The 13,907-nt window shown below is 35.3% G+C and carries 11 protein-coding genes; 9 read left to right on the top strand and 2 right to left on the bottom strand.

Annotated elements, in window-relative coordinates:
• Nucleotides 1–49 precede the first annotated feature (49 nt).
• Nucleotides 50–1,399 carry an SLC5/6 family protein gene (locus tag M1V25_RS03555; protein ID WP_498842457.1) on the bottom strand — a complete coding sequence of 450 codons (1,350 nt, stop codon included), beginning with the start codon at nt 1,397–1,399 and terminating at the stop codon, nt 50–52.
• A 200-nt stretch (nt 1,400–1,599) separates the two neighbouring features.
• Here M1V25_RS03555 and M1V25_RS03560 point away from each other — a divergent pair, with 200 nt between their 5' ends.
• Nucleotides 1,600–2,643, top strand: a complete 1,044-nt coding sequence (locus tag M1V25_RS03560) for an FUSC family protein (protein WP_498842458.1) — start codon at nt 1,600–1,602, stop codon at nt 2,641–2,643.
• Here M1V25_RS03560 and M1V25_RS03565 read toward each other — a convergent pair.
• Entirely contained in the window at nt 2,634–3,890 is a 1,257-nt protein-coding gene (locus M1V25_RS03565; protein WP_498842459.1) for an HlyC/CorC family transporter, read from the bottom strand. The two genes, M1V25_RS03560 and M1V25_RS03565, sit on opposite strands and share 10 nt — an antisense overlap.
• Before the next feature lie 166 nt (nt 3,891–4,056).
• Here M1V25_RS03565 and guaA point away from each other — a divergent pair, with 166 nt between their 5' ends.
• The 8 genes from guaA to M1V25_RS03605 all read left to right on the top strand — a co-directional run bounded on the left by guaA (nt 4,057) and on the right by M1V25_RS03605 (nt 13,707).
• Complete coding sequence (guaA, locus tag M1V25_RS03570) at nt 4,057–5,607, top strand: glutamine-hydrolyzing GMP synthase (RefSeq protein ID WP_116963482.1); 1,551 nt, start codon at nt 4,057–4,059, stop codon at nt 5,605–5,607.
• An 86-nt stretch (nt 5,608–5,693) separates the two neighbouring features.
• Nucleotides 5,694–7,571 (top strand): 1-deoxy-D-xylulose-5-phosphate synthase, encoded by a 1,878-nt coding sequence (dxs, locus tag M1V25_RS03575; RefSeq protein WP_498842460.1) that lies wholly within the window; start codon nt 5,694–5,696, stop codon nt 7,569–7,571.
• A 184-nt stretch (nt 7,572–7,755) separates the two neighbouring features.
• Nucleotides 7,756–9,813, top strand: coding sequence for an NAD-dependent DNA ligase LigA (ligA, locus tag M1V25_RS03580; RefSeq protein WP_498842461.1), 2,058 nt, complete (start codon nt 7,756–7,758; stop codon nt 9,811–9,813).
• A gap of 132 nt (nt 9,814–9,945) precedes the next feature.
• A complete protein-coding gene (locus tag M1V25_RS03585) occupies nt 9,946–11,031 on the top strand; it encodes a 5-(carboxyamino)imidazole ribonucleotide synthase (RefSeq protein ID WP_116963485.1) in 1,086 nt (361 codons plus the stop codon).
• Between the two features lie 69 nt (nt 11,032–11,100).
• Entirely contained in the window at nt 11,101–11,541 is a 441-nt protein-coding gene (locus tag M1V25_RS03590) for a hypothetical protein (RefSeq protein WP_116963486.1), read from the top strand.
• Nucleotides 11,542–11,649: 108 nt separating this feature from the next.
• Nucleotides 11,650–12,258, top strand: coding sequence for a MarC family protein (locus tag M1V25_RS03595; RefSeq protein WP_116963487.1), 609 nt, complete (start codon nt 11,650–11,652; stop codon nt 12,256–12,258).
• Between the two features lie 242 nt (nt 12,259–12,500).
• Nucleotides 12,501–13,031, top strand: coding sequence for an MFS transporter (locus M1V25_RS03600; protein WP_498842462.1), 531 nt, complete (start codon nt 12,501–12,503; stop codon nt 13,029–13,031).
• Nucleotides 13,032–13,050: 19 nt separating this feature from the next.
• A complete protein-coding gene (locus tag M1V25_RS03605; protein ID WP_498842463.1) occupies nt 13,051–13,707 on the top strand; it encodes an MFS transporter in 657 nt (218 codons plus the stop codon).
• Nucleotides 13,708–13,907: the final 200 nt, after the last annotated feature.

The raw sequence follows: 13,907 nt of genomic DNA on the forward strand, positions 1-13,907 counted from the left end.
ATATCGCTAACCGAGAGCATAAAGTGATGATAAGTTTGCGTCAAGTAGATTACTGGAAGTGGCGATGTAAAAATGAACCAAAGAGAGTAGTGACAATAAGAGATAAAATAAATATAACAAGCATGGTCAACCAGTTCGTTACAACCCAGATATTGTAAATCTTTTGAATAAAAGCACTTAGGATAATACTAGGTGCAATCAAACGTAAGCTTAGATTATAAATAGCAGATAGTTTAATTTGTGTTGCTTTTTGTAACTGATAACTGAGTCTTTGGGCATCAAAAATCCAACCAAAAATTAATATTTCTATATAAGTAATTACAAAGATTAAGTTTATTATTAGCTCCGATTGGATTATTTGTTTAAACTCATCTTTTACGATGTGCTGATAGATGATAACAGCAGCAAGTAATAGAATAAAAAAGGGTAGATACACATACCATTTTGTGTTTTTGATATTTTGAGTGACAAGTCCTTTAAAAGTTTGGCATAGTAAAATTGCAGCAGTTAACAAGCAGAAGAAAAATAAACCAAATGCAAGTAAATTCAATGTGTAGGCATATTCAAAGCCTAAAATCTCAGAAGCAGATTTGGTGCTTTTAACATAAAAGTTTTGAATAAGCATAATCACAATCGCTGCAATAACACTGCCAATAATAAATATCCAGCTAAAGCGACGAATAGAGCATTGTGCAGTAAGATAGGTGCCAAAAACAGTATTGATCCCTAAACCAATGAGACCTGAGAATAATGCAAGGGTTAAAGCATTTATCCAGACCTGTTGTTTGGTCAAAAGAGAAAAATTTGGGATGAAGAAATCAGTGGTGATTACACCTGCTTTAAAGGTGATTGAATTCATAATAAATAACCCAATTAAGCAGGCGATACCAAGAGTGGAAAAAGCAGCACTTAGATTTAAAAAACGCTTAGCCGTTTGAGTAATAAACAAAATAACGATCATCAAAACACTCAACGCAACACTAATTGTCAAAGCATACTGATGGATTATATAAAGCGTTTTTTCAGGTGAGTGGTCCATGTACCAGTGACTTGTATAGACTAGGCTTATGGTTAGTAAACTCATATTGTTAATAACAATGATAAGTATCAAGCCAGCAAGCAGCAAAGAGAGAAGACTCACAAACCGTAATCGGTTAGATTTTGTCATGTAGTGTAAACTTCCAGAAAGCTTTTTCTTACTTAAAAAACCGGATATAGATTCCGATATCAAAACAGGCATGCTAATAAAAACTAGCATCAGAATATAAGCAAAAATAAAACTGATATTGTTATACTCGATTGGGTATTTGCTAATTTGTGAATATAAAAACAAACCAATTGCGGCAGCAACAATAATCAACGAGTAAAGTGCTGAACGGATAGATGATATTTGGTTCATATGAATTCCTGTAAATAATAATGTCCTTATGATAGCAATCTCATTTTGCTTGTCATCTAAAACCAACTAATATTTATCGCTATACTTATAGCCATCTATTGGATGTTTTACTATGAAATACTGTTTTCCTTTATAAGGGTGATCAACTTATGTGATCATCAAAGTTTGTAGTAATTATTTAATTTAAAAGAGATATAAAGATGACTCTAGGTAGTAACGTTTATTCTTCGATCAACGCAATTAAAGCGGTTATAGCTACTGTAATTGGCTATTTAGTAGGGTGCTGGCTTGGGTTTTGGTTAGATGTGCCAGAAATGTATGCTTGGATTGTGGTAACGATATTGGTTGTAATGTCAAGTCAACCTAATTTAGGTGGTGCGCTTGAGAAGGCAAAAATGCGATTTCTAGGTACTATTGTTGCGACATTATGTTCAATTGTGATTTTATTATTAATGCCAGGCTTTCCCATTTGGCAGATGATGTTGGGGCTGTGTTTAATTGCTGTTGGTGTCTTTACTGCAACGGCATCGACTAAATATATGTACGCTGGTGTGTTAGGTGCTATTACTATAGCAATTATTTTATTTGGTAGTCGTGCGAGCTTAGAGATTGCAATTTCTCGAGCATCAGAAGTGTTCATTGGTATTACAATTGCTATTATCGTTAATCGTTATCTTTTTCCAATACGTGCCAGTAGACGCATATATCAGTCTTTTTCACAGAGTATGATGTGCATCAATAAATTGCATCAAAAGTTATTTGTAGGTGATGATCATGAAGACATCCTGGTGGAGATTTTTACACACTTTTCAAAACAGATCACCTTGCAAAAGGAAATTGTACATGAGAAAGAAAAAATCCATTTAAAGCAGTACAAGGCAACAACGCGTTATTTACGTCAACTTTATCGTTATACTTGTGTGATATATGAGTATATCAATCGGTATCCCAAAAAAAGAGAACGCTTTGCTAATAGTAATGAGTTTAAAGCATTACATGAGGCAATTAGAGTACTTTTTGAGAAGATAAGCAATAGCTTTAAACAACAAAAGTTCGATGATTATAGTGATGATTTTAAGTGCTTAACCAAGTTATTAGCAGCATTTACAGAAACCCTTAATATACAAGTGGAATTTCGTTATGCAAGCACCTTAATTTTTTCATTGAATATGATAGTTGATACTTTGCAGGCAATTGAAAAAACACAAAATTTAAAAACAGATAGTTTGCAAAATCATTCGTGATGTATATACCTAATTTTGACAAGTTTGATCATATTGTTTTCTACTTTTTTTACTTCAACAACATAATCATTTATTTTAAGACAACAATTCCCAATGGGAATTTCTCGCAGTTCATCGATGATAAAACCAGAGATTGTTTTCGCGCCGTGAGTAGGCAAATGCAAGTGCAAGTGGCGGTTAATCTCGCGAATGGTTGTATCTCCTGTCGTGGTATGTGTATTGTCAGAGCCAATTTTGATATGGGTTTCTAAGTTATAGGTATCGGCAAACTCACCAACAATTTCTTCAATGATATCTTCAACGGTTATAATACCTTCGATTTCACCATATTCATTAACAACAGTAGCAAAACGCATACCTTTCTTTTGAAAGTCAATCAATTGAGTTTGAATAGAGATATTGTCAGGTGTGTAATAAGGTTCATTGAGTAAGCTTAAAATTTCTTCATAAGTGGGGGTGTCATCTTTGGTGATGAATTTCAAAGCTTCTCTTGTTAAAATGATGCCTGCAATATTTTCGATCGTATCATAGCATGCGATTAAGATAGAATGCTTAGCATTGACGATTTGTTTGATGATGTTGTTAATATTTAAGCTTAAGTTAATGCATTCAACTTTGTGATGTGGAATCATGACATCGGATACTTTAATTTGGTTGAGCTCCAACACACCAAGCAGCATGTTTTTGTTTCGGGGTCCTAATTTGCTTTTTGAGTCATGAACAACAGAGTGAATTTCATCGCTGCTTAATGGTTCACTGGTTTCTTTGTGTTTAATTTTAAGACCACATAGTCTAAATAAGATATTAACAAAGCTATTTAATAACCATACCAGTGGATAGAAAAGCATAAGTAGCAGCCACAATATAGGTGAGGCAGGAAAAGCAAGTTGCTCTGGAAATACGGCTGCCAAGGTTTTAGGAATAATCTCACCAAATAACAAAATAATAATGGTCAAGCTAATGGTTGAAACCACAAGTCCAATTTGACCAAAGCTCTGCTCAGCATAGCTTGTTAGTATGGCAGACGCAATAATATTAGCAAATGTATTACCTACTAAAATCATACCAAGTAAGCGATCAGGGCGTTTAATTAAATTTAAACTGCGTTTTGCTGCCTTATTTTTGCGCTTTACAAGATGACGTAGCTTATATTTATTAAGCGACATCATTGCGGTTTCAGAAGCAGAAAAAAACGCAGAACATAAAATTAATAGAGCCAAAGCAATCAAAGTGAGGTTAACATCCATAACAAAATCTATGTACAAGTTAGGTTAATCTGGTGCTAATCATAGCAAGTGTTAATTGAGCAATCAGTATTTTTGTGGGCAATTTTTCGCAAATGGGTGAAAAGTTTTACGTGCGTGATATAATCGCCTGAAAATTTTGAATAAGGCTTAGGGCAATCTTTTAGTCATGAAAGACATACATCAACATAAATTACTAATTCTTGACTTTGGTTCTCAGTATACTCAACTCATTGCCAGACGTGTGCGTGAGATTGGTGTTTATTGCGAAATTTATTCATATGATGTGGCTATTGAACACATTAAAAGCTTTGCTGCTAAAGGAATTATTCTCTCAGGTGGACCTGAGTCTGTTAATGAGTCAGAGTGTGTTCGCGCACCTGAATGTGTGTTTGAGCTTGGTGTACCTGTACTTGGAATTTGCTATGGGATGCAAACGATGGTGCATCAATTTGGTGGTAAGGTAGCTTCCTCTGATAAGCGTGAGTTTGGCTATGCTAAGATCGAGTTAAAAACAACAAGCGTTTTATATAATGGCATTCCAGATGTACAAGATGTTTGGATGAGTCATGGCGATAAGGTTGTTGAGCTTGGTGAGCACTTTGAAGTGATTGCAGCATCAGAAAATGCGCCTATTGCTGCTATGGCACATAAATGTCAACCTTTCTTTGGAGTGCAATACCATCCTGAGGTTACACATTCAGCTTATGGCAAAGAGCTATTAGAAAACTTCGCATTCAAAATATGTGGTTGTGAAGCACGGTGGAATCCAGCAAGCATCATTGAAGATGCGGTTAATAAGATTCGCAAACAAGTTGGAGAAGATGAAGTAATACTTGGTCTATCAGGAGGCGTTGATTCTTCTGTAGTGGCAGCACTTTTACACAAAGCGATTGGGGATCAATTAACATGTGTATTTGTCGATACAGGATTACTGCGTTTGCATGAAGGTGATCAGGTCATGCAGACTTTTGCTGAGAATATGCACGTTAAAGTCATTCGAGTAAATGCCGAATCGCGTTTTTTTGAAAAACTAAATAGTAACTCTGACCCAGAACAAAAACGTAAGTTGATTGGGACTTTATTTGTCGATATCTTTAATGAAGAGTCAAGTAAGCTTAAGAGGGCTAAATGGTTAGCACAAGGTACAATTTACCCTGATGTAATTGAATCAGCAGGGAGTGCTACAGGTAAAGCACATGTGATTAAATCACATCACAATGTAGGTGGTTTACCTGAAGATATGAAGTTAGCTTTGATTGAACCATTAAGAGAATTATTTAAGGACGAAGTACGCAAGGTTGGTATTGAACTTGGATTGCCTTATCGGATGGTGTATCGCCATCCATTCCCAGGACCTGGTTTAGGTGTGCGTATTTTGGGGCAGGTCAAAAAAGAATATGCTGATATTCTTCGTCAAGCCGATGCAATTTATATGCAAGAGCTTGAAAAAAGTGGTTGGTATGACAAGGTCAGTCAAGCATTTACGGTTTTTTTACCCGTTAAATCAGTGGGAGTTATGGGTGATCAGCGTAAATATGACTATGTTGTCGCATTAAGGGCAGTTGAAACTATAGATTTTATGACTGCACGTTGGGCTCATTTACCTTATGAACTTATTGGTCATATTTCTAATCGTATTGTCAACGAAGTCAAAGGCATTTCACGTGTGGTTTACGATGTAACAGGAAAGCCACCTGGAACGATTGAATGGGAGTAGTTTTTCTCGAGTAAACTAGTTGTTTTGCTTGAGAAAATAAGCATAGTGAAGGATACTATTCTCAAACTAAAGAACCACTTGGTACTATGTCAAAAACCAATCGTGTTAATTATCCACTCCTTTCAAAAATCAATTCACCGCATGATGTGCGTAGATTGTCTATTAGCCAGTTATCTGTTTTGGCAACTGAAATACGCATGTTCCTTGTTGAAACTTTAGATGTATCAGGTGGGCATTTTGCCAGCAGTTTAGGTGCTTTGGAACTTACTATTGCATTACACTATGTCTATGGTACACCGAATGACCGCTTGGTTTGGGATGTGGGACATCAAACCTATGTCCATAAGATTTTGACTGGGCGTGCGGATGAACTTATCACTATTAAAAAGTCAGGTGGTTTATCAGGATTTCCTAAGCGATCAGAAAGTCAATACGATAGTTTTGGTGTTGGGCATTCTAGCACTTCAATTGGAGCTGCTCTTGGTATGGCTGAAGCCAATAAATTAAAAGGTGTGAACTATAAATCTGTTGCGGTCATTGGTGATGGGGCGCTCACTGCAGGAATGGCGTTTGAAGCACTTAATCATGCAGGTGGTATGCACGCCGATATATTGGTGGTACTGAACGATAATGAAATGTCAATTTCTGAAAACGTGGGGGCCTTAACTGCACATTTGACTAAATTACTATCAGGTTCTGCTTATAACAATTTTCGTGAAACAGGTAAAAGAATACTCAAGAAATTGCCTGGCGCGTTTAAAATTGCAAAGCGTATAGAAACGCAAGCTAAAGGCATGTTTGTTCCTGCAAATTTATTTGAAGCACTTAATTTCTATTATGTAGGGCCAATAAATGGGCATGATATAGATGGTTTGGTTGAAGCTTTAAAAACCCTTAAACATCATCAAGGTCCTAAGTTATTACATGTGTTAACCCAAAAAGGCAAAGGCTATGATAAGGCGGAAGAAGACCCGATTGCTTTTCATCATGTTAATCCTAAATTTAATTCACAGCAAAAAGTAGAACAATCCGCTAAGGTTGCTACAAAGCCCACATATTCTAATATTTTTGGTAATTGGATATGTGATATGGCAGCTAAGAGTGGTCAACTTGTTGGTATTACACCCGCTATGCGTGAAGGTTCTGATTTAGTGCGTTTTTCCAAAGAATATCCTAATCGCTATTATGACGTTGCCATTGCTGAGCAGCATGCGATAACCTTTGCTGCAGGATTGGCTTGTGAGGGCTTTAAGCCAGTGGTGGCTATATATTCTACTTTCTTGCAACGTGCTTATGATCAAGTTATTCATGATGTTAGCATTCAAAATTTGGATGTGCTTTATGCTGTCGATCGGGCAGGTTTAGTTGGTCCAGATGGTGCAACACATGCAGGAAGTTTTGATTTAAGCTTTATGCGCTGTATTCCCAATACAGTTATTATGACACCAAGCGATGAAAATGAATGTTATCATATGCTAAGCTTAGGTTATGAGCATAAAGGACCAGCAATGGTACGCTACCCAAGAGGAGCTGTTGTGGGTAAAGGGATTACACCAGAGCTTGACCTTAAATTAGGTCAAGCCAAATTACTAAGACAAGGTCAAGTGGTTGCAATTTTGAACTTTGGTACTTTATTGCCTATTGCATTAGAGGTAGCTGAAGTAGTTAATGCAACAGTTATCGATATGCGTTTTGTTAAACCTATAGATGAAAAAATGATTGAGCAATTAGCTAGCCAACATAGTTTGTTACTCACACTAGAGGAAAATGTGGTGATGGGTGGAGCAGGATCTGCAGTTAATGAATACTTAGTGACACATGATTTAATGACGAACTTAAAAGTTCGTAATATTGGTCTTCCAGATTACTATCAAAATCATGGCGATAAAAAAGAACTTCTAGCAGAAGTTGGAATCTCAGCTGCCAAAATTATTGAGTTAATAATGGAAGTTAAACAGTCCTAAGATTTTAATAGGACGTTATATTATTCAATATTCAAAGTCTATCAAATGTCTAAACAACAATCACAAGCCTGCTCAATCCTGACTTTTTTGTTTGCCAATAAGAGACTGATAACTTAGGTAAAAACTTTCCAATTCTATGTACTTTCTAGTATGATGTTGTTACTCCATTTTAGCCTATCTTTCTATGGATTTAGTGACCAAAAATCAAAAACATATTCAAGCTCAGTATCAAGCACTTTGCGATGAAATTAACTATTATGACTACGCATATCACACATTAGATAATCCTATCGTTAGTGATGAAGTTTATGATAAAAAATATCAAACTTTGGTAGAGTTTGAAAATATCCATAAAAAAGAGCTTGATATTTCATACTCACCAACACAACGAGTAGGGAGTAAACCCTTGCCCTACTTTGAAGTGATTGCGCATAAAGTACCAATGTTATCATTATCAAATGGTTTTGATGAACAGGATGTTAAGAGCTTTTATAAGCGTTTAAGTGAATTAACAAATGAAACTCATCTTGATTTTGAGTGTGAACCAAAGCTTGATGGCTTAGCAATCAGTATTTTTTATAAAAATGGCTTACTAGACTATGCCGTAACACGTGGTGATGGTGTGGAAGGTGAAAAAATCACTGAAAATGTCAAAACAATTCGTAATGTTCCTTTGCAGCTGCATGGTGAGGATCTTCCACTTGAGTTAGAAGTAAGGGGGGAAATTATTATCAATAAAGCAGATTTTCTTGCTTTGAATGAAGTGGCACAAAAAAAAGGCGACAAACTTTTTGCTAATCCTAGAAATGCCGCATCAGGTAGTATTCGACAGCTAGATTCTCGTATTGCAGCTAAGCGTAAGCTTAAAATGTATGCTTATGGCATTGGCATATACTTAGATTTTGAATTACCTAAGACGCAATTGGAGCTCATGCAACAGTTAAAGGATTGGGGGTTTCAATTAACAAATGAAGTGAAAGTTGTCACAGGTGAAAAAGGACTTATGGATTATTATGCTTATATGAGTCATAAGCGCGCAGATTTACCATATGATATTGATGGTTTAGTATATAAGCTGAACCTTTTGAGTTTACAAAATAAAGTAGGTTTTATTGCTAAAGCACCACGCTGGGCGTTAGCGCATAAATTCCCAGCCCAAGAAGTGGAATCTGAAATTATAACAGTGGATTTTCAAGTAGGTAGAACAGGTGCAATTACCCCTGTAGCAAGGTTAAAGCCTGTTGCTGTTGGTGGGGTAATTGTTTCTAATGCAACTCTACATAATATGGGTGAAATCAAACGTAAAGATATTCATATTCATGATAGGGTTATTGTACGCCGTGCAGGTGATGTCATCCCCGAAGTAGTAAGATCATTGCCAGAGTATCGCCAAAATGCGTTAATAGCAATTGTGATGCCAAAAAATTGTCCTGTCTGTTACTCTAAAATAGAAACGATCGAAGATCAGGCAATTGCTCGTTGCACAGGTGGCTGGCACTGTCAAGCACAGCGAAAAGAGCGAATTAAACATTTTGCTTCTCGTAAAGCCATGGATATCGATGGACTGGGAGATAAAATCGTTGATCAATTGGTTGATAAATGTTTAATTAGTTTACCAAGTGATTTATATCAGCTAACTCTACCAGCGTTGATGCAATTACAGCGAATGGGGCGTAAGTCTTCATTAAACCTGCTTGAGGCAATAGAAAAAAGTAAAACAGTTCAACTCCACCGTTTTATTTATGCACTTGGCATTAAAGATATTGGTGAGGTAAGTGCTAAGGCGCTTGCGAATCACTTCGGATCATTGGAGGAAATTAAAAAAGCTGATCTTGAGGAATTTAAAAGTATTCATGATGTCGGTGAGGTCATGGCTAAGAGTGTGGTTCAGTTTTGGTATGATGATTATAACCAGAAGATGATTGATGCGTTGTTAGCTAACGGCATAGTCATTATCAATCCTGAAAAACTTATAAGCAATAATCTAGAAGCAATAAAAGATAATCCTTTTTATGGTAAAACTGTGGTTATTACTGGAAGTTTTAGTAATTTTTCTCGTGATCAGCTAAAGCTGAAATTAGAGAGCTTAGGAGCTAAATGTATTGGTAATGTTTCAGCAAAAACCGATATTGTGATTGCAGGTGAAAAAGCAGGCTCAAAGCTTGCTAAGGCACAAGCGCTAAACGTATTGGTCATGGAAGAGGATAAGCTAAAAGACATTTTATTTTCGGTTGATTTGTGAGTAAGTTATGAGTAAAAGAGATCAAATACTTTAGTAACATAAGAAAGTTTTACCTTGCGACATATACTATTTAATTAAGTGATTGCAAATAAAATGCAAACAAAAGCATAAGAATAAAAAAGCGGAAAAATAATGAAAATAGCGATAGTTGGAAATGGTCAGTTAGCGCAAATGCTGATTGAAAGTGTGAAGGATTTAGCTTTTAAAATTGATGCATACCCTTTACCTGAAATTAATCAAAATGGGCACAGTAATGCTCATGAAATTGTAATGTGGCAAAATAAGCTTAAAAGCTATGACGTGGTGACCTATGAAATTGAAAATATTTCGGTTGAATTACTGAAAGCCGTAGCACAGGAAACGCAAGTTTATCCTGCAATTGGAGCCTTAAAGGTAGCACAAGATCGTTTAGCAGAGAAGAAGCTATTTACCGAATTAGAGATTGAAACGAACAATTTTATCGAAGTAAACTCAAAAGAAGATTTGTTGCTAGCAAAGGATCTGTTGGGCTTTCCTTTTGTATTAAAGAAACGTCGTTTTGGTTACGATGGAAAAGGGCAGTTTGTCATTAAAGCGGCTGCTGATTTACAACAAGCATGGGATGCTTTAGGGCAATATGACCTAATTGCAGAGAGTTTTGTTAATTTTGACTTTGAGGTGTCACAAGTTGCAAGTTGTGATCAATTTAGCAATATCGTGTTTTATCCTTTAGTGCGCAATGAGCATAGAGAAGGAATCTTACGTGAAACACATGTTTTAACTGATGCAAGTGAATTAAGTATGGTTGCTCAAGAAGTTGTTAAAAGATTTATTCGCCATTTTAATTATGTCGGGACTTTTGCGATGGAATTTTTTGTTAAAGGTAATACATTATATGCCAATGAAATTGCTCCACGTGTACATAACTCAGGGCATTGGTCTATAGATGGTGCGAACATCAGTCAATTTAGAAATCACATGTTGGCAATTACTAAAGAAGAGATTGTCCAAGTCAAAGTGAATGCGCGACACATTATGATGATTAACCTTATTGGAGAGAATGTACCTAAGTGCCAATTACCAGAAAACGTTTATGTTAAAAGCTATGGCAAGGAACTAAGAGCTGGGCGTAAAATGGGGCACATTAATATTGTTGATAATGAATTAGAGACATTTATTGAAAGCGTGAATATAATCTATAAAAATGTTGCAGCGAAATCATGCTTAGAGGAGTTCTAGCTGGAAGGCACTGTATACTTTGGGGTGTCACAACCATGTTAAAAGATTCGATGAATAGAAAGGAAAAATATGTTTGAAGTATCTGAAAATATAGAAAGTTATTATAACTTAAATCAAAGTATACGCGAGAAAATGCGTGCGATTGATGATATGGCAGATCAGCTTGGTGATCTTTTGGATTGGAATTTAACTGTTGATTTTCAAATTATTAATCAAAGTGATAAATCAAGCTTATATGCAGTGTCAATTATAGCGGGTGAAGTAGAGGATGAAGGTGCTCCTGTGTTCTTTACAACGGCGTCAGCAGACGAGGCACTTATTCGTTTGCAAGTTTACCTTGACCTTATGGAAAAATTTGAAATTAACAACCTTGCGCGATCTGTAGAATACTATCAACAAGCACTTGATAAACTCGCTCATTATTACAATGAAGAATGTGAAGATATTTTACACCAAATTGTACTTGAGGGCTTTTTTGCTTTTAATGAGTCTTTAGTTATCACTGAGTAAGGTGAGGTGCTTTTTCTTTTAAATGTTTCACAAATAAATCAACAAAAAAATAACACCTCAATCAGCATATTGCAAATTTTTCTTAGATTCCCAAATAGGAGAAAATAGATGTTATTAAGCTTTGCGGTTGCCCTTATTGTTATTATGAATCCAATTGGTAACTTGGCGATTTATAGTGCATTAATTGAAAATAGAAATACAGAAGAATGCAATAAAACCGCTAAAACTTGTGCTATTGCTATATTTAGCATATTAATGATTGCATTATGGATTGGCTGGCCAATATTAAATTTTTTTGGGATCAGTATAGGTGCCTTTGAGTTTGCAGGAAGCTTGATTATTTTGAGAATCGCTTTGTCGATGATTAAAGGTCATAGTCATACGCATGATAAAGAGAAAACAAAACAACTAAAATATCCGTCTATTGCAGTGGTACCAATGGCAACACCTGTCATTGCAGGACCAGGATCGATGGTCGTGATTATTAGCCACGCTAATGAGTTTACGATTACACAATTTATCTATGCGAGTGTCATATGCTTGATTATTTCTGTATTTTTTTGGCTGCTTTTGAAATTTACACCTAAATTTGCAAGCCATATAGGAGATGAAACAATGGCGGTTATATCAAGGATAATGGGATTAATATTGGCAGCTATTGCCATTCAAATGGCAGCAAGCGGTTTAATACTTTTATTCCCAGTTTTGGGAAGCTAAGGTCTTTGCTTTATCAGCAAACCTTGAAAGGACTCTGCAAAAATTGAACGTAACAAAATCAAAAAATACTAGTTGACAGTTTGTTAAAGTTATAATACAACTTTATGACACAGGGAGTTATTAATGAAACGAGGAGGGTTTACGAAGCGTAAATTCTATAAAGCTGAATTTGGTGATTATTTATGGGAATATGAATGGGATAATATTATGTCTGAAGAAAAAGCATGAGGTCTATCTAGAAAATGACTTATACCAGAATGCTTTGCGTATTTTTAATAATTACTTTATTAAGTCTTTTTTCACGTGACATTTATATTCCATCACTACCTGAAATAGTTAAAGATTTATCATCTAATCAATCTATGATTACTGGTTCTATCACTGCCTGCTTACTTGGCTGCGGAATATCTGCACCATTTTATGGGTTTTTCGCCGAAAAATATGGAAAAAAAATAATACTAATGTTTGGACTTTTTCTTTGCTTAATCGGAAATGTAGTAACTCTAGTTGCGTATAATGGGATTCTGTTTTGGACAAGTAGACTTGTTGTGGGTATAGGAATAGGCTTTGTACCAGTTATTACTAGAGCATTAGCTGCTGATTATTTTCAAGATTACAAATTAACTAAAATCTTGTCATATTTATCTATGGCTGCAACCACTGCTTTAGCTATTGCTCCAATATTAGGTGGGTACTTACACAGTTATTTAGGTTGGCAATCCAGTTTTATTTTTTTTAATAGTTTGTTCAGTTCTATCATATATATGTGTTAAATTTTTAATTATTAATGATATGCAGAAAGGTAGAGTTAAACCTAAGAGTTATAAATTTTTGACGAAAAATTTTATTTCTTTATTCGTTGATAAACAATTTATGAGTTATGCATTAATCTCATCTTTAGCTTTTTTTTATGGTATGGCATATCTTATGATTACTCCTTTCTTATTTCAAGGCGTACTAAATTTAAATGTTTCTGAAAATGGTTTTATGTATATATTCATCGCAATAGCATTCTTTTTAGGGACTTATTCTTGCGGAATTATAACAAAGCATATAAGTGATAATTTAATATTAATTATTGGTATAAGTGCCACTTTTGTTGGAACGATGATTTATCTGCTATTTCATTCTATCAACTTTGTAAGTATTTTCTCAGTAACTTTTGGTGGTTTTGTTTGTATTTTTGGAAGCGGTGTAATAATGCCTATAGCGAATAAAAAGTGTGTTACCAACAAGCTCAATTTAACAGGAATATCATCATCAATGCTATCTTTTATTAGAATGTTGATCGTCTTTATATTGGGCATTCCAGTATCTATGGTCGATAAAAGCAATTTAGTATCTTTGTTTATTACATATGCATTATTGAGCATAACCACATTCTTATTGTTTATATTTACACTGAAAAAATCGCTACAAACCGAACCCACAGCTCTTCCTAATCATTAACGTCCCTCAGGATTTTGTTACAAGCCACGATGACTGATCATCTAAAACAATATGGGGAGCTTGTGCTAGATTTAAACAGCATCCCCGCAAAGATAGATGACATAAGGGATAGAGAGCTATTTTAAAAAAACCATGACAGGTTTACTGACGTATTCCGACTAGACCCGAAGTTGAAAAGCCATAATTTTAAAAATTAAATT

It is taken from the genome of Candidatus Nebulibacter yamunensis (assembly GCF_024208055.1).
GTDB lineage: Bacteria > Pseudomonadota > Gammaproteobacteria > Francisellales > Francisellaceae > Caedibacter > Caedibacter lacustris.